Below are 20,848 nucleotides of genomic sequence, written 5' to 3' on the forward strand. Positions count from 1 at the left end.
GGGTGATGTATTTTGAACGTAACTACTGCCATGCAACTTTTAAAGGATAATGGTTTTAAGCATACAGGAAAGAGGGAAGAAATGCTTCAGCTTTTCTCTTCCAGTGATAAATATTTAACGGCCAAAGATGTATTGGAGAATATGAAGCAGGATTATCCAGGATTAAGCTTCGATACGATTTACAGGAACCTTTCCTTATTTGTCGAACTTGGCATTTTTGAAGCGACCGAGTTGGAAGGGGAAAAGCGTTTTCGTTTTACATGCGGTCATTCTTCCCACCATCACCATTTCATCTGTTTGAATTGTGGAAAAACGAAAGAAATCGAACTGTGCCCGATGCAGGAACTTCAGGAAAGCTTGAAGGACTACGATGTTTCGGGGCATAAATTTGAAATTTACGGACGCTGTCCCGCATGTAGCGTATCTTTGGAAGTATAAAAACCATTGACCTCCAGTCAATGGTTTTTTCTTGTCTCATTTTATACTCGCCACTTTCCCTGACATCCAATTATTTACCCAGGCTGAGGCTTCTTGCCAATTGTTGACCCGAATCACCCTTTCAGGCACGGGATCTTGGTTGTAGGGGGTATTAAATAAAATTACGGGTATTTTACACTCTTCTGAAATCGCCACTGCGTTATCGTGCTTGTCCTCTAAAAAGAGTTCGACTTCGAATTTTTTGGCTGCAGCAATCTTGTCATGTGAACCTACAAGTTCTATATGATCATATAGGACTTGATTAGTCGAGAACCAATCCTTCGTTACATCCAATAGACGGGTGCTCCGGGCACTGATGAAGTAAAGGTTGGCTTGTTCTGTCCATTTTTCCAATACATCTTTCGCACCCTCAGCCAATAATGATTCGGAATAGATGAGTGGCTCGGTCTCAATGAACCATTTAGTGAAATCCTCTTTTGGAACATTCACGAAAGGGAATAAGTCATATTCGGTAATGTCTTCATAAGCTAAATTCAGCTGAAAAGCTTTATTTAAAAAGGGGACCATGGAATCAGGTCTTGTGACAGTCCCGTCTATATCGATGCCAAAACGTTTTTTCATGATGAATCTCTCCTCATTTTCAATACTTGTAATAGTGTAACATATCCCCTCAGAGCTTTGGGAAAAACCCATATTTATTTCCAAGACATGAAACCATTTTCACGATGGTTCCTGTAATTTTTACATACACTATAAATGCTTCACAAACGAAAGTGAGGGATGCGCGAATGGAAAAAGATCAATACTCCAGTATCGACGATGAAATGCAATTGGCGAAAGAGGGCAGTGAACCAACCGTTGTGGATGATCAGCATCATGAACGGTATTATAATGAAGATGCACCTGAAGATGACAGGCGATATGAGAGTCGTGGGTCCATAACGAATATGGATAACCGGTATCAGGAAGAAACGTCTGCCGAAATTTCAACACCACCTCAGCGAATCGGGTCATATAGAAAAGATGAACCTGCAGAGGATAATGGTTCGGGGGATGTGGCATCAAGAGGAAAAGCGATTGGTGTCATATCATTGATCATCTCCATTTTATCGTTATTCATGATGCCTTTCATTTTAGGGATTGTAGGTATCATTGTAGGAATAGTGGCCAGAAGCCGTGGATCGAACCTGGGTACCTGGGCCATCGGCATAGGTGCAGTCTCTATCATCGTTGCTATATTCATCCTGCCGTTCTTTTAGCATCATTAAACCCTTTGATGTCATTATGCATCAAAGGGTTTTTCAAATAAAACAAAAAAATCCCGATCATGAAAATTCGGGATTTTTTTGGTTTATTTATTTAGTGTAGCTGCAGCTTCGGCTCTTTGTTTTTCATAGTACTCTTCAGCGATTTTGTCAATTTCCTTTTTCAGTTCCTCGACCATCGTCTCTTCAGGCACTTTACGTACGATTTGACCTTTTCTAAACAGTAAACCTTCACCTCGGGCCCCGGCAATGCCGATATCAGCCTCACGGGCTTCTCCAGGGCCGTTTACCGCACAACCAAGCACTGATACCTTGATTGGTGCTTTAATCGTCTGGATGTACTCTTCAACTTCATTGGCGATGGAAATCAAATCAATCTCGATTCGGCCGCAAGTAGGGCAGGAAATTAAAGTGGCCATGTTAGACGCAAGGCCAAATACTTTTAGAAGCTCCCTTGCCACCTTCACCTCTTCGACAGGGTCGGCACTTAAGGAAACACGCATCGTGCTCCCGATTCCTTGACTTAGGATGGCACCTAGTCCGGCAGCGCTTTTTACGGTCCCGGAGAACAGTGTTCCTGATTCCGTAATTCCAAGATGTAAAGGATAATCGAATGCTTTTGAAGCTTTTTCATATGCTTCGATGGCTAAATTGACATCGGAAGCTTTCATGGAAACGATAATGTCATGAAAATCGAGGTCTTCCAGGATCTTGATATGGTGTAAAGCACTTTCCACCATTCCATCAGCAGTCGGGAAGCCATATTTCTCGATGATTTTCTTCTCGAGAGAACCAGCATTTACCCCGATTCGGATTGGGATTCCTTTAGCCTTTGCAGCTTTCACGACTGCTTCAACCTTTTCACGGCGTCCGATGTTACCAGGATTTATCCTGATTTTATCCGCTCCGCCTTCAATGGCCTTCAGAGCAAGTTTGTAATCGAAATGAATATCGACTACTAGAGGGATGTTTATCCGTTTTTTTATCTCAGAGATTGCATCAGCTGCCCTTTCATCCGGACAGGCGACACGTACGATTTGACATCCGGCTTCTTCAAGACGAAGGATTTCTGCAACCGTTGCTTCAACATCATGTGTTTTTGTCGTTGTCATGCTTTGTACGATAACTTCATTATTGCCGCCAATCGTTAAGTTTCCGACTTTAATTGGCCGCGTCTTGGTGCGATGTATGATTTCACTCAAGTGGAATTCTCTCCTTTAGGAAAAAATCAGTTTTGATTTTTAATTTGCTTCTCTGAAATATTGTATCAATGTACATACCGCTTGACAAGGAAATAGGACTCATAATCTTTTTTCAATATGAGATATTTCCTATTTCAGGATATACCTGGTGCTTGGAAATCCACTTTAATGGTTCTTGTGAAGGCTCAGACCCCTTTTGACAGTTATTTATAAACGGGTATCTTATATGTTTTGCCAATCTGCATATTTTCGGGTTTCAATCCTTCATTCAAACTTTGAAAGTCAGCGATGATCGTTTCGATTGGCTGATTGGATCCGTCTTTTTCCGTTTCAACAATGGAGAGTAAGGTATCCCCGGGTTTCATGGTGATTTCTTTATAAGCGGCAGATGGTGCGGATGCTGGCTGGCTGGCCGGCACGGCCGGTTCGCCTGTAGAGGCCGGTGGATGGGAAGCCGGCAGGGTACCCGTAGTCAAATCAAAATAAATAATGAATAAAGTGAAACAGAATGAGATAAAAAGCAGTAGCCGTTTCAATTTTCCATCCTCCCAAGCTTGTCTTTAATTCATCATACTTGGAGAGAACAAAAAATATGCCTAAAAATGGGCGTTTTTTTTAATGGAATGTGGGATTGACCAATCATATTTTCTATTTTGGTTAAGGAACATCCTTAATATTTGAATGTGTACTAAGAAAGGAGCGAATTTCCTTTAGGGTCAGGCCGATCTTTTTTGCCTCCATTATGAGTAACAACCACTGTACATCAATATGACTCTCCTTCACGTCTATCACCTCTTTAATACTATTTCAACCATAAGTATAGGAATAACTTGGTGAGTATTTTGTCGAATTAAGTAGATATAAAAAATGATTACTGTAGTCATATGAGGGAAAGGCACGGATTAATTGATTTTATACACGAGCAAAAAGATCCGGACCAGGTGCGTCGGATCTTGGTTTGGAGGCTAATGGGTTCTATCTAAATTTAACAAGTTGATAGAACCCTCAGGAGCAAAGAGAACCGCCAGCAGAAAGTCAGTGTCCTACGTTCCAATCAACGTTCGAATTTTACAAACGCATAAAGACTGTAGGCAAACCGGATGAGAATCAAGTTTGCCTACAGTATGAGTTCGGATCTTTTTAATTCATTTTCCGATCTTATTGGCTGATGTTTCTTTAATGGATAAATATAACATCATCAATGTCACAAACCAACTAATGATGGAAGCGAATGGTACAATTGCTTGAAAAGCATCCATGATGGTGAAGAATACGGTGGCAAGCGTTATGCTGTATGCAGCGATTCTCCAAAGATGCCTATAGGAAAGAGGACGGCCAAGAGCATTTTTGAAAAAAAGACCGAAAGCGGCAAGGATTGTCACTTTAATGAAGATTCCGCTAGTAGTAAACAGGTATAATATAAGTAGAAGCAATGGAAGGATGATCGGCAGCACAGATTCCACTGAATCAAGCCAAGTGGATATTTCCTGATTATCTCCCTCCAGAACTGAATATGGAGAGGATTGCACGTTGCCTCCGGATACGAAAACCAGATCAGACTTTAAAAGCGCAACAGCCTCATCAGCTTTTGCAGCTACATCTTCCGGGGTCAAGGTTCCCGTGCCATCTACAAAAATTTGATATCCGTTTTTATTCAGGCTAAATGGCTCATCTTTTTCAGTCGTCAACATGCCATTTTTGATTTCAAATGGCGGTAAGTCTTCGGATACTGTTTCATGCATGGCATCTATCCCGTCAGCTACCATTGTACCGAAATAAAAAGCTGAAGGGAGAAAGGCGATGAGACTTATAAAGAAAACGAATAAAATCGTTTTCCCGATACCTTGGTTTTGAAAGGAAGCGATATCTTTAGGAGAATATAAGCTTACCCAAAGTTGTTTGAATATGTTCAATGTTTTCAGCACCTAACTATATAAGATTCCTAACCAATTTTAACTATATCGGAAAAATAAAACAACCTGTATTCCGCTTCATTGGTTTCAATCATCAGTAATGAGGTAATTATGGAGAGATAAAGTCAAATCATAAATGATTTAGAAAGGGGCGTTTAGTTATGGATACACTATTTTGGATAATAATTACCCTCATGTTCATAATGGGATTTGTCGGTCTGATTTTTCCAATCATCCCAAGTGTTTTGTTCATTTTCGGCGGAATATTGTTATATGGACTATTTTATTCTTTTGAACCATTTGGCTGGTTTTTCTGGACGGTCCAAATTTTATTCGTCATCCTTTTATTCGCAGCTGATTATATTGCGAATATGGTCGGGGTCAAAAAGTATGGCGGCACGAAAGCGGGGATTTGGGGAAGTACGATAGGGCTTCTGGTCGGGCCATTCGTGATTCCGTTCGTCGGAATACTAATAGGTCCTTTCATCGGGGCATTCCTGGCTGAGATAATTGTACATAAAAAAGACCCGGTTACTGCTTCAAAAATCGGCCTTGGTTCCGTTGTAGGCTTTATAAGCAGCGTAATCACAAAAGGCATCATTCAACTTCTGATGATTGGATATTTTATATTCGTGGTTTTCTCATAGGAAATATAATCGAAAAATGAAAATTTGAGGCATAAGGTTTGAAACGGTTACAAAAATTTGATACTCTATTGCTAGCGAGCTTTAGGTATCTTTCGAGAACTGAAGCCCTCAAAAAAACAGCTTACATAGGGAGGAATTTTATTATGGCTTTTGAACTTCCACAATTACCGTATGCATATGATGCATTAGAACCGCACATCGACAAAGAAACAATGAACATTCACCACACTAAACATCACAACACATATGTGACAAACCTGAACAATGCGCTAGAAGGCAACCAAGAACTTCTAAGCAAAAGCGTTGAAGAAATCGTCGCTAACCTTGATGCAGTACCTGAAGCTGTTCGTACAGCTGTACGCAACAATGGTGGCGGACATGCTAACCACACTTTATTCTGGGAAATCCTTTCACCAAACGGTGGCGGACAACCAACTGGTGAATTAGCGGATGCTATCACTTCAAAATTCGGAAGCTTTGACAGCTTTAAAGAAGAGTTCGCTAAAGCGGCTACTACTCGTTTTGGATCTGGCTGGGCTTGGCTTGCAGTCAACAATGGCGAGTTGGAAGTAACTAGTACACCGAACCAAGACAATCCATTATCAGAAGGTAAAACACCGCTTCTTGGATTGGACGTTTGGGAACATGCTTACTACTTAAACTACCAAAACCGCCGTCCTGAATACATCAATTCTTTCTGGAATGTTGTAAACTGGGATGAAGTTGCAAAACGTTACAGTGCTGCAAAATAATTTGTAATTAAAAAAGACAGGATTCCTTATGTGAAAAGGAATCCTGTCTTTTTTTTCGTTTCTTTTATCCGAACGGGAACATTAAAGGAAAATAATATAAAGGCAACTCGTATTGCTGTTTCGCCAAAAGAGTGAAAGAAATGCAGGAGTAAACGCTGCGAATTTAAGAGAAACGCACAAATTCACGAGTAAAATCTTCAAAATCACGAGTAAACACTCAAAAATCACGAGTAAACGCCCGCAATTTACGAGTAAAAGCCCCGAATTCACGAGTAACGTACAAAATCACGGGTAAACACTCCAATTCCTGAGTGAAATCTCGAAATTCACGAGTAAAATCTTCAAAATCACGAGTAAACGCTCAAAACTCACGAGGAAAAGCCCCGAATTCACGAGTAATCACTCCAAATTCATGAACATCCCCTTCGTCTTTGCTATCCTAGCTCGCCAATCGAAGAGTTTTCTTTACACTGTTCTTATTGTTCAAGTTCAAAAGGAAAACAGTGTAAGGGCAACTACTTCTCTGTCTTCGCCAATCGAAGAGTTTTCTTTACCTTTTTTTACATAAATTCTTTTGTTTTTTCAAACACTAGAGTGGAATTTAAAGGAGAGTTAAAACAATGGGTATTTTAGAGAGATGGTTGGGTGAAGCGGGAGGGAAGAAGGATCTGCACCTCCTTTTGTTTATTGGCGGACTGTACAGCCTAAGTATTGCTTTATCCAATACATTCGTTAATGTGTACTTGTGGAAACAATCCGGTCAAATTGTTGATATTGCCGTGTATAATCTAACCGTGGTGCTATTTCAACCGCTGACTTTTGTCTTTGCTGGCAGGCTGGCGAAAAAGGTTGATCGAATCATTGTTTTGCGTCTGGGTGTTATTTTTTTGGCCCTATTTTATTTATCAGTCCTATTGGTCGGCACACGGGCTACAGAATTCCTTTGGTTGCTTGGCGGACTGTTAGGAATTGGTTATGGGTTTTATTGGCTTGCCTATAATGTATTGACTTTTGAGATAACTGAACCGGAAACAAGAGATTTCTTCAATGGTTTTTTAGGGATTCTATCATCATTTGGGGGAATGGTCGGTCCGATTCTTTCAGGGTTCATCATTTCGAGGCTAGAAAAATTCACGGGTTATTCCATTGTATTCGGATTGTCTTTACTTTTGTTTTCCGTTGCGGTGTTTCTTAGCTTTTCGTTAAAAAGACGTCCAGCGCATGGCAGATACTGTTTCCTTCGGATATTGCAGGAACGGAAAAATAATCGGAATTGGCTCTTGATTACTCGTGCTCACTTTTTTCAAGGGATACGGGAGGGCACATTCATGTTCATCATTTCGATTATCGTTTTCATTCAGACGGAAAGTGAACTTGCATTAGGGAGCTATGGACTGTTAAATTCGGCCATATCATTCGTTGCGTATTTTTTAGCTTCACGGTATATAAAACAGCCGATGCGAAAAAAAGCAATTCTTATTGGAGGAATCCTGTTGTATGCAGGGGTCTTATTGATTGCATTTGATATCACATTCGGGAAGCTTCTCATTTATGGGGCAATTGTCGCTACCGCTTATCCAATTCTTTTGGTCCCTTATATATCATTGACTTATGACATTATAGGCCGCGCTTGGAAAGCAGCGGAAATGAGGATTGAATATATCGTTGTCAGGGAACTGTTCGTTCATATTGGAAGGATTGTATCCATATCAGGATTCATAATTTCCGTCATGTTATTCGACCTAAAGCAATTACTGCCGATTTATCTGTTAATCGCCGGTGCAGGGCATACCGTGATATATTGGTTTGTACGGAAAATCGATATCATTGACCAAGATTGAAAAGAGGCCTTAGCGGCCTCTTTTCAATATACATGACTTACGGTTTTAAGATTTATGAGCCGTAAGTCACTTTTTATGTAAAGTTCGTTAGTTGTTTAATATTTCTAGAACACTAAGGTAGAAAAAAATATAAATGTTCTATAGAATAGTATAGGACCTATTATGACTATGTAAAAAGGATGTGTGGCTTAGTGTGAATAAAAAGAAAAAGAAAAAGACGCATGTGCCTTTCAGATTGAATATTCTTTTCTTTTTAGTGTTTGTTTTGTTTTCCGCTTTAATTTTACGCTTGGGTGTTGTACAGATTGTTTATGGTGATGATTACCGGCGTGAGATTGAAAGAACAGAGGAAGTGACCGTGAATAATTCGGTGCCCCGTGGGAAAATGTATGACCGGAATTTAAAATTGATGGTCGATAACCAACCACTGGATGCAATTACATATACACGAAAGCAAGGTACGAAACAAACCGAAATGGTGGAAACGGCCGAGAAACTCGCGAAGTTGATCGAAAAGGAAACAGACAAAGTGACTGAGCGCGATAAAAAGGATTTTTGGATTTTAAAAAATCCAAAGCTGGCCGAGAAAAAGATAACGGATAAAGAACGGAAAAAAGTGGAAGAGGGCGAGATGGAAGAAAGTGATTTGTATAAGCTTCAGATTGAACGGATTACTGATGAAGAAACAAAGCTTTCGGAAAAAGATCTGGAAGTCCTTGCCATCTACAGGGAATTTGCAAGCGGATATGCCCTTACCCCGCAAATTGTGAAAAACAAGAAAGTAACAAAAGAAGAATTCGCCAAGGTGAGTGAAAACCTTGATTCTCTCCCAGGGGTCGATATATCTACAGATTGGGATCGTTTTTATACATATAATAAAACACTTAAATCTGTATTGGGTAAAGTTTCTTCATCTGAAGAAGGGTTGCCCAGTGAAAGCCTGAACTACTACCTTGCACGTGATTACAGCCGGAATGACCGTGTAGGTAAGAGTTATATTGAGGCGCAATATGAAGATATCCTCCAAGGTCAGAAAGCGAAAGTAAGGAATGTGACCGATAAATCAGGAAATGTCGTCGATTCCGAAGTGGTTACCGAAGGTTCGCGAGGAAAAGATCTAATATTGACCGTTGATATGGATTTACAGCTTGCAACAGAGGAAATCATTGAAAAGCAATTGATCGCCAAGAAAAGAATGGGTAACACGAAATTCTTGGACAGGGCCTTTGTCGTCATGATGGATCCCGATACAGGGGAAGTATTAACGATGGCTGGCAAGAAATATGAGAAGGACCCAAAAACGGGGAAATCCTCGATTGAGGACTTCGCATTAGGAAATATCACGACTTCCTATACGATGGGTTCTGCGGTTAAAGGTGCTACCGTTCTAACCGGTTATCAGCAAGGTGCGATCCAGCCGGGTACGTACTTTTATGATACGAAGTTGAAAATCAAAGGTACACCGGCCAAAGGTTCGTATAGTAACTTCGGAAACATAAATGATTTGACAGCATTGAAGGTTTCTTCGAACGTTTATATGTTCAGAACGGCAATTAATATTGCAGGTGCGCATTATGTGCCGAATGAGCCATTGAATATTAGTTCAAGCGCCTTTTCGACCATGCGGAATTCATTTGCCCAGTTTGGCTTGGGTGTCCGCACGGGGATTGATCTCCCGAATGAAATGAGCGGGTTCAAAGGCTCCGAAACATCTCCAGGTAAGCTGCTTGACCTTGCTATCGGACAGTATGATACGTACACACCGATGCAGCTCGTGCAATATGTTTCAACCATTGCGAATGGCGGTAACCGCATGAAGCCACATATGGTCAAGGAAATCCGCGATCCAGTTGATAATAATGAGGAATTGGGACCTGTTGCCGAAGACGTTTCACCGACTGTCCTTAATCGTCTTGATATGAAGGAAGAGTGGATTGAACGTGTTCAGAGCGGTTTCGATAAAGTGGCGATGGAACAAGGCGGAACGGCTTATAAGTATTTTGGGAATAAATCGTATACAGTTGCAGCTAAAACCGGAACGGCGGAAGCATTCTATGACGGCCCGAACCGGTTGGATTATAGCGAGCCCCAAGAAACGATGAACATCACGCTTGTTGGCTATGCCCCAGCCAAAAATCCGGAGGTCGCTTTTGCGGTCGTTGTACCGTGGGCATACCAAGGACATACAGGCCACAGCATGAGTAAAGAGATAGGTGAAGAAATTATGGATACTTATTTCGAACTGAAAAAAGAACGGGCTAAAAAGGATAAGGAAAATACAGAAACCTCGACTGATTTGAAAGTGGAGAATGGTAAAGACGTTCAAAAGGATCAGGCTGAAGTTAGGAAAAGCCAAGAAAATGAATAAAAGGTTAAAACACGTTTTTGGGTAAAACCGAAAACGTGTTTTTTTTGTGTTTTGAGAACGAGATCAGTGCAGTTTTTTCGTCTTTACAAATAAAACACAATTATTTACTGAATATTTACAAATGCTTTAAACGGAATTTACAGTCTGAAAGTATGATATGAGAGTAGGACAAAATAATCATAAAAAAATTCTTAGGGGGATTTACAAATGAGACGTTTCAAAGGTATGGCAATGACTGTAATGATGGGTGGAGTAATTGCAGTAGCGGCAGGTTGTGGATCCGATGACACTAAGACAAGCAGCGGTGAAGGAAAAGGATCTAGCCAACTGCAGGGAGAAGTTATTACGGATGGTTCTTCAACGGTCTTTCCAATCATGGAGGCAGTTGCCGAAGAATATATGGGTACACAGCCTGATGTGAAGGTTTCAGTAGGATCGTCAGGAACAGGTGGGGGATTCAAGAAATTCATCGCTGGTGATACCGACCTGGCCAATGCATCCCGTCCGGTCAAAGAAGAGGAAAGTGCCTTACTTGATGAAAAGGGAGTTAAATATACAGAATTGAAACTGGCATTTGACGGGATTTCAATCGTCGCCAATAAAGATAATGAATTCATCGATTCACTAACAGTCGAAGAGCTTCAAAAACTGTGGGTGGATAATGGAAAGGTGAAGAAATGGTCTGATATACGCCCTGAATGGCCGAAGGAAGAAATTAAATTCTACTCTCCGGGAACAGATTCAGGCACATATGATTATTTCAATGAAGTAATCCTTGAAGAAAAACCGATGGTGGAAAATGCTACGCTTTCAGAAGATGATAATGTCCTTGTACAAGGTGTTGAAGGTGATAAAAATGCGATTGGATTCTTCGGTTATGCCTACTATGCAGAAAATAAGGATAAGTTAAAGATCATTTCCATCGATAATGGCAAAGGCGCTGTTGAGCCAACACATGAAACGATCAAAAGTGGGGAGTATGCACCATTATCACGTCCACTTTTCACATATGTAGCTAATAAGTCTGTAGCTGAAAAGGAACAAGTCGCAGATTATACTCAATTCGTCATTGAAAATGCAGGAGAGCTTGCTGAAGAAGTGGGTTATATCAGCCTGCCGGAAGAAGAATACCAGAAAGATCTTGATAAATTAAAAGAACTGGAAAAATAAACGATATTACAGGCTACTGAAATCCCGCCTTGATTCGATTAAGGCGGGGGTAACAGCTTGTAAATCCAAATATTGCGTGTCTGAAATGGAGGATGCAAGTTGGAACTTAGAAAAACAGAAACCTATTCTGTACAGCAAATGATCCTGGAAAAGAAAAGTAAGAAAAAAATAAATATGGAAAAAGTAATACCTAAGCTTTTGTTCCTTACGGCGGCAATTTCCGTTTTTACTACAATCGGGATCATCTTGACGCTTATATTTGAAACATTTATCTTTTTTGACAAAGTATCGATCGTCGAATTTTTTACAGAAGCTAAATGGCTGCCATTTGCATCTACACCTTCCTATGGGATTATGCCCCTTATCGTGGGAACATTGAAGATAACAATCATAGCAGCGGTGGTTGCAGTTCCAGTTGGGCTTGCAACAGCCATTTTCTTGAGTGAATATGCATCAGAGAAAACACGGAGAATCATTAAGCCGATTTTAGAAGTTTTAGCTGGGATTCCTACTATCGTTTACGGTTTTTTTGCCTTAACTTTCGTAACACCGGTTTTGCGCGATTTATTTCCTTCCCTTGACATGTTCAATGCCTTGAGTCCCGGGATCGTTGTAGGTATCATGATCATGCCGATGATAGCCTCATTGTCGGAAGATGCCCTTGTATCGGTACCTAAGTCGATTCGTGAAGGTGCGTATGCTTTAGGAGCAACGAAACTTGAAACGACAATTAAAGTGGTATTGCCAGCAGCCATTTCAGGAATTGTGGCATCCATCGTCCTTGCTTTATCAAGAGCGATCGGGGAAACCATGATTGTGAGTGTTGCCGGCGGCTCGACTCCGAATATGAGCATGGATGTCACTTCATCGATTCAAACGATGACCGCTTATATCGTTCAGGTCAGTTCAGGGGATGCAGGATACGGGACAACGATTTACTACAGCATATATGCGGTTGGAATGACACTGTTCGTCTTTACGCTTGTCATGAATTTACTGGCGCAGTTCATCTCTCGCAAGTTCAGGGAGGAATATTAAGACATGAAACTGATAAACAAAAGTCATGTTGCAAAAAAAATGCCAGCTAGGCTGGCTGTTAACACGATTTTTAAAGGATTATTCTTCTTGGCAACATTGGTTGGCCTCCTCGTATTGGCCATCTTATTTTATCGGATATTCACTCAAGGAATTGGCAGTCTGAATGGGGATTTCCTTCAGAATTTCGCTTCCAGGAAACCTGAAGAGGCTGGTATAAAAGCAGCACTGATCGGTTCAATATGGTTGATGATAGTCGTGGCTCCAGTTTCCCTGCTGCTTGGTGTTGGAACGGCCATTTATTTAGAGGAATATGCCAAGAAGAATTGGATCACCACTTTTATCAAAGTGAATATTTCCAATCTGGCAGGTGTCCCCTCAATTGTATTTGGACTGCTGGGCTTAACGGTTTTCGTTCGTGCTCTAGCCTTGGACCGGTCCATATTGGCAGCAGGCTTGACCATGAGCCTGCTCGTTCTCCCGGTCATCATAGTAGCTGCCCAAGAGGCCATACGTGCCGTACCTCGTGATTTAAGAGAAGCTTCATTCGGAATGGGTGCAACAAAGTGGCAAACCATATTGAAAGTGGTCCTTCCGGCTGCGATACCTGGCATTTTAACTGGAGGAATACTTGCTTTGTCACGGGCAATCGGTGAAACGGCGCCATTGGTGGTGGTTGGCATACCAATGTTCATCGCCTTTCTGCCACAATCGGTCATGGATACATTTACAGTGCTGCCAATGCAAATCTATAATTGGACATCTCGTCCGCAGGAGGAATTCCAGCAGGTTGCTGCCGCGGGAATCATCGTACTACTCATCCTGTTAATAATCATGAATTCAATAGCGGTTATAATTCGAAATAAATTCCAGAAAAGATACTGATAGGAGGAAGGAAGCGTGAATATGACCTTAACGAGAGAAAAAGAGTCACCGGCAATCGGGATCGAAAATGCCGGATCAGCTGCCTTGATGGAAAAGGTGTATGAAACATCCAATCTCAATTTATGGTATGGAGAAAACCATGCTTTGAAAAATATTAATCTGGATATGCATCAAAATGAAGTGACCGCCATCATCGGGCCTTCAGGATGTGGGAAATCCACATACATCAAAACATTGAACCGTATGATAGAACTAGTCCCGGATGTGAAAACGACAGGACAGATTAAATATAGGAATAAAAATATCCTCGATCAGTCCTATAAGGTGGAAGATTTAAGGACACAGGTGGGGATGGTATTCCAAAAGCCTAATCCCTTCCCTAAATCAATTTATGAAAATGTTGTATACGGACCAAAGATCCATGGAATTAAAAATAAAAAAATTCTTGATGAGATCGTTGAAAAGAGTTTAAAAGGGGCAGCCATTTGGGATGAAGTGAAAGACCGTCTGCATGAAAATGCATATGGACTTTCAGGTGGACAGCAACAGCGCCTTTGTATTGCCAGATGTTTGGCAATCGAACCGGATGTCATTTTAATGGATGAACCGACTTCTGCCCTTGATCCGATATCCACTTTGAAAATAGAAGAATTGGTCCAAGAACTGAAAAAGGATTTCAGCATCATCATCGTTACCCATAACATGCAGCAGGCTGCACGTATTTCTGATAGAACGGCCTTCTTCTTAAATGGGGAAGTCATCGAATATTCTGATACAAACACCATCTTCTCTAATCCGAATGATAAAAGAACAGAAGATTACATTACCGGGCGCTTCGGTTAAAGAGAAAGGGAGATGCGATAATGATCGTTCGTGAAAATTTCGAGCTTCAATTGAAAGAGCTACAGGAGAAAATCGTGAAATTGGCTAATTTAGCTTCAGGTGCCATATCGAAATCATATGCCGCACTAGAAAACAATAATGTAGATGATGCTCTTGAAGTTATCGATGATGATACAATAGCTGATTTACTGGAAGAGGAAATCAATGACTTTGCGATTTTACTGATTGCTAAGCAGCAGCCGGTTGCGATTGATTTAAGGCGCATCATTGCTGCCATAAAAATCGCCTCGGATATTGAAAGGATGGCGGACTTTGGTGTGAATATCGCTAAGGCATCCATCCGGATCGGTGACCAGCCATTCATTTTGCCTTTAACCCCTTTAAAGCAGATGCATGATATTACATTAAAGATGATTCAACTTTCAATAGAAGCATTCGAGAAGGAAGATGTTGTCCTTTCAAGGGAAATCATTGAAATGGATGATGAGGTTGATCGCTTTTATGGAGATATGATTCGAAGTCTCCTTCGTCTTTCAGATGAAAAAAACCTGCAGCAGGTTACACAGCTTTCCTTAATTGCCCGATATTTGGAAAGGACAGCGGACCATACAACGAATATCGCAGAGAATATTTACTTCCTGGTAAGAGGCAGATATATCAGCAGGAATGAATGAACCATCCTAAACTTAGGAAAAGAGAGGCTTTTTCTCGGACATCGTCCATTTAAAAGTCTCTCTTATTCATTAATGGGTCAAAGTATTGGACAATTGTCTATATGACATATTATTAGTAACAACAAACTCGCCGATTTGTATTTTTTTTGAGAAATCCCGGTCATTCATGTAAGCTTCGAATTCAGCAGCATCATCGATGATTTTTTCTTTGTAAAGGCTATCGGCAATTTCGGTTGTGGTCATATTCGTTTTCACTTTAATTGTATAGGAGACGATGGAAGGCTCTTTTTTCGAAGCCTCTTTCTCCATTGAATCCTTATCCGGATCCTTTGGTTGGACGGTCTTTGTAGCTTCCTCCATAGGAAGTGTAACTACGAATCCCTTCTTCACGAGCAATTCCTTAGCTTCCTCAGCAGTAGTGGGAGTGCCTGCGGATAATCCGGTGCCATAATAAAAGCCGGCAAAGATTGTTGTGGTAAAAATGATACCGGCGGAAAGACCTTGCAGTTTTGCTTTGTTCATTTTCATTCACCCCGCACTCTTTGCTGCTCGATCACTGATATGGTTTGTTGCTTCGTCAACGAGGATTGTCTAGCGATCTGGTCCAAAGAAAGACCTTGACTATATAAAGACAGAACCTGGCTTTTTAGAATTTCATGAATGGGTTCGATATCGTTGGGATTGACAGGTGATTTATCCTTTACAGGGGGAACAATGTCGTCCTGGATAACGAATTCCTCTTCAAGAATCTTCACCTTCATCTTTAATTGATAGATATCCTGCATATACGTTAGTGTCATCTGTTCTAAATCTTCTTCTAATTTGGCAACTTTATCTTTACCGAAAAAGGAGATGATGAGAAGGACGATCGCTAATGAAAAAAGAAGGATGATAAGTGTTTCCATGTTTTCACCTCAGATGATAAATTTCGACAATATACTTATATTTTACACATATTTTTAAAAAAATGGAGATATTCCTATTCTAAGTGGGCCTTATACTTCATTTATTGTCTGTTTTTTAAATAATATTGTCGAAAAGCCTTATGACCGTCGTTGAAGAAAAAAAAATAGGTATCAAAATGGGAAAAAAAACCTTTGAGAGATAACATACATAAAATTCGACAAAAAGTGTTTATTGTCCATAAGCCAATTCAGTGCTAACATAAAGATAGAATAAATCGAAAAAACAAAATATTATGAATAGTTAAAAAACGTTTGACCTATAAGAAAATGGTGTGCAGATTCTATAGTGGATTGTTTCACTGTCAGCGCCTAACGATAAGTTATATAAGGATAAATAAAGGGGAAGGGATGATTATTATGAATTCGCTATTCGCGTATATGCCGCAGGATAACCAGGATATATTTCGCAAGGGACTAAAGGTTGGACTATGGATGGATGAGAGTTTTGATTGGTATCCTGAGGAAGATATGATGAGTCATCCTAATGGAGAGATCCGGACACTTTCACAAACATATACCCAGGGGAAGGTGACCTTTTCGAAGTTCACGATTAGGAATACCTCATTCGAGACTAAGCGCCCTAAAGTGTTTTTTCACTATGAAAACGCTTTCGAAAGGCAGGCAGTAGCCTTTTACAGTCCGAATGAACGGGCGATTTTACATGTAGCCCCTCAATCGATTGCCTTATTGGGTGGATTGGTGAAAGGAAAAAGCATCTCTCAATATTGCATCCAAGGTAAGGGAAGCCTTTATCAAGAGGGATGCTTCAAATCATTGAAAGAAGGTCTTCTGGCTTATTCACCGCTCGCCAAAGGGGAAGTTACCAGTGTGTTTACGCTAGAAACGGAAATCTTACCGAAAGAATGTGTGGAAGCTGTGGCTTGGGTCATTCATGCTGATACGAAAGAAGAAGCGAAAGTTATAAATAATCAACTCCTCCTGACGATGCAAAACGTAAACAATTAAGAATACGAAAAAGTAATGTTGGATTTCCCGAAAAACATACTAGCAATTCGCATTGAATAATGATATTATAGAAAAGTCCTATGTGAAAATGTCAATATGTTTGGAGGGAAATACACAATGCGCGTGAATATTACATTAGCTTGCACTGAATGTGGAGACCGTAACTATATTTCTAAAAAAAATAAACGTAACAATCCAGACCGTCTTGAGCTTAAAAAATACTGCTCAAGAGAAAAACGCAGCACGACTCACCGTGAAACAAAGTAAGCAACAGGATTTTTCCTGTTGTTTTTTTATGCATTTTTTTAAGTCCCTCTTTTCTCTCTTTCCTTTAGTGAATATTTTCACCAGAATGCACGAATGATTCGGCGATTTCCGACACCATATTTTCGTAAATGGACAAATATTATGAGATAATGATAGAAGTAGACTAAAGGAGTCGGAAGAGATGAGAGAAAACAAGAATAAGCTCCGTCAAGAAGTTAGGTCCCGTTTAATGCAGCTGACTAAAGAAGAACATGAGGAACTATCGAACAGAATCGCTGAAAACTTATTTTCACTGGAGGAATGGAAAAAAGCTGAAACAATTGGCATCACCATCTCCATCCCGCCTGAAGTTCCAACGGTACGGATCATCGAACAAGCATGGAATGAAGGAAAAGAAGTGGCTGTACCAAAATGTGATCCTGAAAAAAAGACAATGGAATTCAAAAAAATCTCGTCCTTCAATCAGCTGGAGTCTGTTTATTACGGATTGCTAGAACCAGTGGCTGATACAGCCAAGGCTCACAAAGAGGATTTGGATGCATTGATCGTACCCGGTCTTGCTTTTACCAAGGAAGGGTATCGCCTAGGCTTTGGAGGAGGCTATTATGACCGTTTCCTATCCTATTACCGGGGAGATACATTGGCCCTTACATACGAGCTTCAATTAATGGATGAACTCCCGATAGAGGTACATGATATAGCGGTCGGCAAACTCATTACCCCATCCAGGGTTATACGCACGTATGCCCATTAAGAAGAAGATTATTAATTATCACTTTTAGCTCATAAAAATCCTGTCCTGTATCAAACTATTGATAGGAGGGATTGTTATGCTTCGATTAATTATTCAAATCTTCTTGGTAGGTTTAGTTGTTTATGCAGGTTACCAAAACCGGTATCGCCTGATAAATGTTGCGCTGTCCAACGGCATGCTGAGAAGATTTCTAGTGACAAAATCCTTGGATATGCCAATGTTCAGGGATAAAATGATGCAAAGCATGTTCACTCAGACTAAATGAGGATGCCAGCATCTTAAAAAGGAACCTGATCAGGGGTTCCTTTTTTATTTTATTTATAAGGATAGGGGGGAGTGGATTTTAACAGTCTCCTTTTTTACTTTTTACATGTTTTCGTCTATAGTTTTAATTATAGAAACAGGAATTTTAAAAGCTTAAGTTTCATTGGAAAGTGGGGAAGGCATTGGGATTTAAAGAGGATTATTTGTTTTGGGAAACCATAAGGGAGTTGACTGCCCATTATGATTATCGAATGATCACTGTCACGGAAAACCATCAGGAGATTTGGCTTGAGAGCGATAAGAATAAGGAGTTTCCAGTCATAAGACTCATTCGACATGATTTGGATTGGGCTAATTGGCTGAAACGCGATATCGAACGAACATTGCAGAATGGGGAAAGGATCAGAAGGAAATTATACAAGAAGCCCATAAATATATTAAGTATCTATGTTAGTAAATTCGCCCCGGTGGATGATCATGAATTTAGTTCACGGGTGGCTTCCTTTAAAAAAACGAATGTTAACACGTTTCTTCTAACGTGTGAAAACATTCATGATTCGTTGCAAAACCTTGAACTTGTTTTGAAAAAGCCACTTTCAATTCAAATTCGTGAAGAAAATGAAATAGATGAGGAAAAGGTCCTCGCAGTAAAGAAGGCCGCCATCTCGGAGTCAGTTAAAAAGGCTAAGGCAGAGCAAAAGGTATTTCAAAATGCCAATAAGCCATTCTTTACATATATATTCATGGCGATACAAATAGCTATATTCATCTTGATGGGGTTTAATGGAGGCAGCACCAATTCCAAAACTTTGATCGAGTTTGGTGCGAAATTTTCCCCTTATATCATACAAGGGGAATGGTGGCGGTTCTTTACACCGATGATCGTCCATATTGGGTTCATTCATTTACTGATGAATACATTTTCATTATATTTAATCGGTGCTGAAGTTGAAAGGATTTATGGGAATGCCAGGTTCCTTATCATCTATATATTCGCTGGTTTCGCTGGAACTTTAGGAAGCTTCATCATGACCCCGAATCTATCCGCGGGAGCGAGCGGAGCCATTTTTGGCTGCTTTGGGGCACTTCTGTACTTTGGCATCGTCTATCCGAAATTATTCATGCGCTCGATGGGCTCATCGGTGATCGTGTTGATCATCATTAACTTAATATATGGTTTCACCGTTTCGGGAATTGATAATGCAGGACATATCGGAGGTTTGATCGGAGGGTTCTTGGCTGCTGGAGTGGTCCACCTGCCAAAATCCAAGAATATCTTTCGGCAGCTGGCTTTTCTGATAGGCACGGTAATACTGACCTATGCCCTGCTGCAATTTGGTTTCAATCATCAGGAAAGTGCAGCTATAGATGATAATACCATGGCCATAATGGCCCAGAAATATATAGATGATGATGAAGAGGACAAAGCGGAAGAGATGCTATTCAAATATGTGGATGCAAATCCTGAAGCACCGCTATCGCTTTTTATGCTGGGAAATTTATCTTTTGATAAAAAGGACATATACAAAGCAAGGGATTATTATGAAAAAGCGATTGAAAGTAATCCTGATTTGCATGAAGCCCATTACAATCTTGCCTTAGTCTACATGAATCTCGAATCATTCGATCAAGCTAAGGAGCAAGCTGATAAGGCCATTGAGCTTGCCCCGGATAATAAGTCATACACTAAACTTCTGGCGGAAATTGAAAAGCAACTATAACAACTTTTGACGCAACATGATTGGGGTACCGTCTTTCAGGGTAAACAAGACAAGTATTTCACTTTGATTCTTCGCCATAAGCAATAGGGGGGTGGTGCTACCTTGTGGAGTCACAGTGGATCCATCCTCCTTTTTTATTCCCAACACATAATTTTTGTAAAGACCTTCCCATAGTTTTCCCACGATTTCCTCCCGTTTGAATTGGGGAAAGGCAGCAAGCCATTGATTTTTCTTTGAGGGCAGATCTGTTAAAGAGATGATATTGTATTGTTCCAGATTAACCTGAAAAGCTTGACCAGCTTTCTCCAAACCATTTCGAACCGTTTGATCTGTCAAGCCGTCCAGCGTTTTTTTCCACTGAACCTGTTCTTCTGAAAGGGGACGGTGGAAAAATTGAAAAGCCGGTGTCGTTACTGTATAGAGTTTATCTTTACTGAGCTGCTGGGCACTGGTGAAAATTGTGTCACTCGGATGAACTTCGGCATAATGAAACGTTACCGCTTCATAACGCCCGCTCTCGGATTCTTTAGATTTTGCTTTTTGAGAGAGTTCTTGTTTATTTTGGCGCCAATTTTTTAAAGCTCCTGCCAATTTTCCATTTTTGTATAAAAGCGATACGTCCTGGCGTAAGTAAGCAGGCTGGTCCAAAGTAGACTCCACCCTCCAAGTGATGGTATAGGTGGAATCCCCGGTACCCTTCGGTGTCAGATGGGTGGAGGCATGTTCAAAATGGAGCGAGGAATCGATGGGAAAAAAAATGATGGTTTCCTCTGTCTGTTTATGATTCGATAAATAAAGGATGACAAAAATGGTGGTTAAAACCAAAAAGACGGTATACTTCAATTGTACTTTCATTTTTCCCCTCCGTTTTCACGCGT

Annotated in this window: 25 protein-coding genes; 17 read left to right on the top strand and 8 right to left on the bottom strand. The window is 40.5% G+C overall.

The annotated features are described in order from the left end of the window. Positions 1-12: 12 nt before the first annotated feature. Entirely contained in the window at positions 13-438 is a 426-nt protein-coding gene (locus ACQKFG_RS05435; RefSeq protein WP_427556886.1) for a Fur family transcriptional regulator, read from the top strand. 36 nt (positions 439-474) lie between these two features. On the opposite strand, the gene ACQKFG_RS05440 is transcribed toward ACQKFG_RS05435, so the two are convergent. After that, entirely contained in the window at positions 475-1,059 is a 585-nt protein-coding gene (locus tag ACQKFG_RS05440) for a 5' nucleotidase, NT5C type (protein WP_342614163.1), read from the bottom strand. 167 nt (positions 1,060-1,226) lie between these two features. Here ACQKFG_RS05440 and ACQKFG_RS05445 point away from each other — a divergent pair, with 167 nt between their 5' ends. Then, positions 1,227-1,697 (top strand): DUF4190 domain-containing protein, encoded by a 471-nt coding sequence (locus tag ACQKFG_RS05445; protein ID WP_228467466.1) that lies wholly within the window; start codon positions 1,227-1,229, stop codon positions 1,695-1,697. 92 nt (positions 1,698-1,789) lie between these two features. On the opposite strand, the gene ispG is transcribed toward ACQKFG_RS05445, so the two are convergent. The 4 genes from ispG to ACQKFG_RS05465 all read right to left on the bottom strand — a co-directional run bounded on the left by ispG (position 1,790) and on the right by ACQKFG_RS05465 (position 4,818). Beyond that, positions 1,790-2,896, bottom strand: a complete 1,107-nt coding sequence (ispG, locus tag ACQKFG_RS05450) for a flavodoxin-dependent (E)-4-hydroxy-3-methylbut-2-enyl-diphosphate synthase (protein WP_228467712.1) — start codon at positions 2,894-2,896, stop codon at positions 1,790-1,792. Between the two features lie 212 nt (positions 2,897-3,108). Continuing rightward, the gene (locus ACQKFG_RS05455) at positions 3,109-3,441 is read right to left on the bottom strand and encodes a LysM peptidoglycan-binding domain-containing protein (protein ID WP_192205555.1); all 333 of its coding nucleotides are present in this window, start codon (positions 3,439-3,441) and stop codon (positions 3,109-3,111) included. Positions 3,442-3,562: 121 nt separating this feature from the next. Beyond that, the gene (locus tag ACQKFG_RS05460) at positions 3,563-3,697 is read right to left on the bottom strand and encodes an anti-repressor SinI family protein (protein ID WP_349727975.1); all 135 of its coding nucleotides are present in this window, start codon (positions 3,695-3,697) and stop codon (positions 3,563-3,565) included. A gap of 353 nt (positions 3,698-4,050) precedes the next feature. Then, positions 4,051-4,818, bottom strand: a complete 768-nt coding sequence (locus tag ACQKFG_RS05465; protein ID WP_427556891.1) for a DUF1189 domain-containing protein — start codon at positions 4,816-4,818, stop codon at positions 4,051-4,053. A 161-nt stretch (positions 4,819-4,979) separates the two neighbouring features. Here ACQKFG_RS05465 and ACQKFG_RS05470 point away from each other — a divergent pair, with 161 nt between their 5' ends. From ACQKFG_RS05470 to phoU, 10 genes are all read left to right on the top strand, one after another. Further along, complete coding sequence (locus tag ACQKFG_RS05470) at positions 4,980-5,465, top strand: DUF456 domain-containing protein (RefSeq protein ID WP_098369794.1); 486 nt, start codon at positions 4,980-4,982, stop codon at positions 5,463-5,465. Between the two features lie 143 nt (positions 5,466-5,608). Then, entirely contained in the window at positions 5,609-6,217 is a 609-nt protein-coding gene (gene sodA / locus ACQKFG_RS05475) for a superoxide dismutase SodA (protein WP_034308436.1), read from the top strand. A gap of 112 nt (positions 6,218-6,329) precedes the next feature. Continuing rightward, positions 6,330-6,512 carry a hypothetical protein gene (locus tag ACQKFG_RS05480; protein WP_427556893.1) on the top strand — a complete coding sequence of 61 codons (183 nt, stop codon included), beginning with the start codon at positions 6,330-6,332 and terminating at the stop codon, positions 6,510-6,512. A 325-nt stretch (positions 6,513-6,837) separates the two neighbouring features. After that, the gene (locus ACQKFG_RS05485) at positions 6,838-8,058 is read left to right on the top strand and encodes an MFS transporter (RefSeq protein WP_427556896.1); all 1,221 of its coding nucleotides are present in this window, start codon (positions 6,838-6,840) and stop codon (positions 8,056-8,058) included. A 193-nt stretch (positions 8,059-8,251) separates the two neighbouring features. Continuing rightward, the gene (locus ACQKFG_RS05490; RefSeq protein ID WP_427556899.1) at positions 8,252-10,426 is read left to right on the top strand and encodes a peptidoglycan D,D-transpeptidase FtsI family protein; all 2,175 of its coding nucleotides are present in this window, start codon (positions 8,252-8,254) and stop codon (positions 10,424-10,426) included. Positions 10,427-10,633: 207 nt separating this feature from the next. Then, positions 10,634-11,596 carry a PstS family phosphate ABC transporter substrate-binding protein gene (locus tag ACQKFG_RS05495; protein ID WP_349727980.1) on the top strand — a complete coding sequence of 321 codons (963 nt, stop codon included), beginning with the start codon at positions 10,634-10,636 and terminating at the stop codon, positions 11,594-11,596. Positions 11,597-11,734: 138 nt separating this feature from the next. Beyond that, positions 11,735-12,634, top strand: a complete 900-nt coding sequence (pstC, locus tag ACQKFG_RS05500; RefSeq protein WP_349728551.1) for a phosphate ABC transporter permease subunit PstC — start codon at positions 11,735-11,737, stop codon at positions 12,632-12,634. Between the two features lie 3 nt (positions 12,635-12,637). Then, the gene (gene pstA, locus ACQKFG_RS05505) at positions 12,638-13,516 is read left to right on the top strand and encodes a phosphate ABC transporter permease PstA (RefSeq protein ID WP_427556902.1); all 879 of its coding nucleotides are present in this window, start codon (positions 12,638-12,640) and stop codon (positions 13,514-13,516) included. Positions 13,517-13,603: 87 nt separating this feature from the next. Then, entirely contained in the window at positions 13,604-14,359 is a 756-nt protein-coding gene (gene pstB, locus ACQKFG_RS05510; RefSeq protein WP_228467711.1) for a phosphate ABC transporter ATP-binding protein PstB, read from the top strand. 20 nt (positions 14,360-14,379) lie between these two features. Next, on the top strand, positions 14,380-15,033 hold the full coding sequence (gene phoU / locus ACQKFG_RS05515; RefSeq protein ID WP_192205541.1) for a phosphate signaling complex protein PhoU: 654 nt from the start codon (positions 14,380-14,382) through the stop codon (positions 15,031-15,033). A 69-nt stretch (positions 15,034-15,102) separates the two neighbouring features. Here the strand turns inward: phoU and ACQKFG_RS05520 are convergent, their stop codons facing one another. Next, positions 15,103-15,555, bottom strand: coding sequence for a hypothetical protein (locus ACQKFG_RS05520; protein WP_427556906.1), 453 nt, complete (start codon positions 15,553-15,555; stop codon positions 15,103-15,105). Between the two features lie 2 nt (positions 15,556-15,557). Then, the gene (locus ACQKFG_RS05525; RefSeq protein ID WP_427556909.1) at positions 15,558-15,938 is read right to left on the bottom strand and encodes a hypothetical protein; all 381 of its coding nucleotides are present in this window, start codon (positions 15,936-15,938) and stop codon (positions 15,558-15,560) included. A gap of 417 nt (positions 15,939-16,355) precedes the next feature. Between ACQKFG_RS05525 and ACQKFG_RS05530 the strand changes: the two genes are divergently transcribed. The 5 genes from ACQKFG_RS05530 to ACQKFG_RS05550 all read left to right on the top strand — a co-directional run bounded on the left by ACQKFG_RS05530 (position 16,356) and on the right by ACQKFG_RS05550 (position 19,970). Next, positions 16,356-16,964, top strand: a complete 609-nt coding sequence (locus tag ACQKFG_RS05530) for a hypothetical protein (RefSeq protein WP_427556912.1) — start codon at positions 16,356-16,358, stop codon at positions 16,962-16,964. A gap of 117 nt (positions 16,965-17,081) precedes the next feature. Beyond that, on the top strand, positions 17,082-17,231 hold the full coding sequence (rpmG, locus tag ACQKFG_RS05535) for a 50S ribosomal protein L33 (RefSeq protein WP_028391797.1): 150 nt from the start codon (positions 17,082-17,084) through the stop codon (positions 17,229-17,231). A 181-nt stretch (positions 17,232-17,412) separates the two neighbouring features. Continuing rightward, positions 17,413-17,985 (top strand): 5-formyltetrahydrofolate cyclo-ligase, encoded by a 573-nt coding sequence (locus tag ACQKFG_RS05540; RefSeq protein ID WP_427556915.1) that lies wholly within the window; start codon positions 17,413-17,415, stop codon positions 17,983-17,985. Between the two features lie 76 nt (positions 17,986-18,061). Then, positions 18,062-18,250, top strand: coding sequence for a hypothetical protein (locus ACQKFG_RS05545; protein WP_192205532.1), 189 nt, complete (start codon positions 18,062-18,064; stop codon positions 18,248-18,250). Positions 18,251-18,431: 181 nt separating this feature from the next. Then, positions 18,432-19,970 (top strand): rhomboid family intramembrane serine protease, encoded by a 1,539-nt coding sequence (locus ACQKFG_RS05550; protein WP_427556918.1) that lies wholly within the window; start codon positions 18,432-18,434, stop codon positions 19,968-19,970. On the opposite strand, the gene ACQKFG_RS05555 is transcribed toward ACQKFG_RS05550, so the two are convergent. After that, positions 19,965-20,825, bottom strand: coding sequence for a hypothetical protein (locus ACQKFG_RS05555; RefSeq protein WP_427556921.1), 861 nt, complete (start codon positions 20,823-20,825; stop codon positions 19,965-19,967). The genes ACQKFG_RS05550 and ACQKFG_RS05555 overlap by 6 nt on opposite strands. Between the last annotated feature and the right edge of the window lie 23 nt (positions 20,826-20,848).

Origin of the sequence: Peribacillus sp. NPDC076916, assembly GCF_050269675.1 — a bacterium.
Classification (GTDB): Bacteria; Bacillota; Bacilli; order Bacillales; family DSM-1321; genus Peribacillus; species Peribacillus aracenensis.

What these genes read in the sequence shown, in the direction of transcription:
- ACQKFG_RS05440 (WP_342614163.1), bottom strand. Translation starts at nt 1,059, where the DNA reads ATGAAAAAACGTTTTGGCATCGATATAGACGGGACTGTCACAAGACCT.
- ACQKFG_RS05445 (WP_228467466.1), top strand. Translation starts at nt 1,227, where the DNA reads ATGGAAAAAGATCAATACTCCAGTATCGACGATGAAATGCAATTGGCG.
- ACQKFG_RS05470 (WP_098369794.1), top strand. Translation starts at nt 4,980, where the DNA reads ATGGATACACTATTTTGGATAATAATTACCCTCATGTTCATAATGGGA.
- sodA (WP_034308436.1), top strand. Translation starts at nt 5,609, where the DNA reads ATGGCTTTTGAACTTCCACAATTACCGTATGCATATGATGCATTAGAA.
- ACQKFG_RS05485 (WP_427556896.1), top strand. Translation starts at nt 6,838, where the DNA reads ATGGGTATTTTAGAGAGATGGTTGGGTGAAGCGGGAGGGAAGAAGGAT.
- ACQKFG_RS05495 (WP_349727980.1), top strand. Translation starts at nt 10,634, where the DNA reads ATGAGACGTTTCAAAGGTATGGCAATGACTGTAATGATGGGTGGAGTA.
- pstC (WP_349728551.1), top strand. Translation starts at nt 11,735, where the DNA reads ATGATCCTGGAAAAGAAAAGTAAGAAAAAAATAAATATGGAAAAAGTA.
- pstA (WP_427556902.1), top strand. Translation starts at nt 12,638, where the DNA reads ATGAAACTGATAAACAAAAGTCATGTTGCAAAAAAAATGCCAGCTAGG.
- pstB (WP_228467711.1), top strand. Translation starts at nt 13,604, where the DNA reads ATGGAAAAGGTGTATGAAACATCCAATCTCAATTTATGGTATGGAGAA.
- phoU (WP_192205541.1), top strand. Translation starts at nt 14,380, where the DNA reads ATGATCGTTCGTGAAAATTTCGAGCTTCAATTGAAAGAGCTACAGGAG.
- ACQKFG_RS05520 (WP_427556906.1), bottom strand. Translation starts at nt 15,555, where the DNA reads ATGAACAAAGCAAAACTGCAAGGTCTTTCCGCCGGTATCATTTTTACC.
- ACQKFG_RS05525 (WP_427556909.1), bottom strand. Translation starts at nt 15,938, where the DNA reads ATGGAAACACTTATCATCCTTCTTTTTTCATTAGCGATCGTCCTTCTC.
- ACQKFG_RS05530 (WP_427556912.1), top strand. Translation starts at nt 16,356, where the DNA reads ATGAATTCGCTATTCGCGTATATGCCGCAGGATAACCAGGATATATTT.
- rpmG (WP_028391797.1), top strand. Translation starts at nt 17,082, where the DNA reads ATGCGCGTGAATATTACATTAGCTTGCACTGAATGTGGAGACCGTAAC.
- ACQKFG_RS05540 (WP_427556915.1), top strand. Translation starts at nt 17,413, where the DNA reads ATGAGAGAAAACAAGAATAAGCTCCGTCAAGAAGTTAGGTCCCGTTTA.
- ACQKFG_RS05545 (WP_192205532.1), top strand. Translation starts at nt 18,062, where the DNA reads ATGCTTCGATTAATTATTCAAATCTTCTTGGTAGGTTTAGTTGTTTAT.
- ACQKFG_RS05555 (WP_427556921.1), bottom strand. Translation starts at nt 20,825, where the DNA reads ATGAAAGTACAATTGAAGTATACCGTCTTTTTGGTTTTAACCACCATT.